We start from the raw sequence: 1,285 nt of genomic DNA, 5'->3' as shown, positions 1-1,285 counted from the left end.
TGGTCAAGCCCCAATTTTGTAGACATTGAAAAAAGCCCTTAAGCTGCAAGCTGGCGCCGGAACTCTACCGGTGTCAGCTTGTTTAATTTTCTTTGAATCCTCTCATGGTTATAAAAATATATAAATTCCTCTATTCTCCGTTGTGCCTCATCCAAGGAACGGATATCATAGGGATAGAGCGCTTCCGCTTTGAGATGCGAGAAGAAGCTCTCCATTGCGGCGTTGTCTAAACAATTGCCGCGTCTGGACATGCTGATTTGGGCGCCAACCTTAGGCAGCATGTCGTGGTATGCATGAGACGTGTACTGGAAGCCTTGGTCGCTGTGAACGATCAATCCGGCTATCTTACCAGTCGCGTCTTTTTGCGCTTCAAATGCGGCTTTAAACGTTTCTAGGACCAAGTCGTTATCGTTGCGCTTGCTTATGTGGTAAGCAACAATCTCGGTGCTGCATAAATCCTTAATAGCTGACAGATATATCCGCCCATCCCCCACACGATACTGAGTCACATCGGTTACCCACTTCTGATTCGGTTGATCCGCTGTAAAGTCACGCTTTATTAGATTATCCGCTACGCGACCGTAGGTTTCCGCTGCTTGGTACGTACTACGGTAATCACGCTTCCTTCGGATCACAGCCTTCAAATCAAGCTCCTGCATGAGACGCAGTACCTTCTTGTGATTCACCTTTACTTCATATTGACGCTCAAGCTCATCTTCTATCCTTCGGTAACCGTACGTCCCGTTTCTCTGCTCATAGATGGCTTTGATACGCTCTTTCGTCTCGTAGTCCTTGTCATAATCGAGCCTGCTTAGATAGCGGTAATATCCACTTCTGGATACGCCTAATAGGCTGCAGAGCTCCGTCACTGGATACTGCTCTGCTGCTGTTTGAATGATGCGATACTTGCCTTGAGCACCTCCTGTTTCCAGATTTTCAAACACTTTTTTAAGGCTTCATTCTCCCGCTTGAGCTGCTTCACATACCGGTCCTGGTCCAAGTACTGCTCGCGACGTCCTCGTTGATCCAAGAGTCCAAACTCACCAAGTTCTCTATATTTACGCATCCACTTCTTGACTCGATCCTTATCCTGAATCCCCAAATGTTCAGTTATCTGCTTGTACGTCCATTTTTCTTCAATATGTAAGCGGATCGCCTCTTTCTTATCTTCTTCAGTATAAGATTTAAACTTCTGTCCTTTGATCGCCATGAAAAATGCACCCCTTATATTTCATCGGTTTACCCAAGGGGGGTTTCCAATGTCTAGTATAAGGGGTGCACTCCA

The 1,285-nt window shown here is 46.1% G+C and carries 2 protein-coding genes; both read right to left on the bottom strand.

What is annotated here, in order from left to right; genetic code table 11:
- Window positions 1-38 precede the first annotated feature (38 nt).
- A complete protein-coding gene (locus ACQ4N8_RS28105; RefSeq protein ID WP_430707669.1) occupies window positions 39-944 on the bottom strand; it encodes an IS3 family transposase in 906 nt (301 codons plus the stop codon).
- A complete protein-coding gene (locus ACQ4N8_RS28100) occupies window positions 866-1,210 on the bottom strand; it encodes a transposase (RefSeq protein WP_430707668.1) in 345 nt (114 codons plus the stop codon). The genes ACQ4N8_RS28105 and ACQ4N8_RS28100 overlap by 79 nt, the downstream gene beginning before the upstream one ends.
- Window positions 1,211-1,285 lie beyond the last annotated feature (75 nt).

This window comes from Paenibacillus macerans (genome assembly GCF_050565405.1).
Taxonomy (GTDB): Bacteria; Bacillota; Bacilli; order Paenibacillales; family Paenibacillaceae; genus Fontibacillus; species Fontibacillus macerans_B.
Note: the sequence above shows the minus strand (reverse complement) of the source record. Positions and strands in the feature narration are given on the sequence as shown.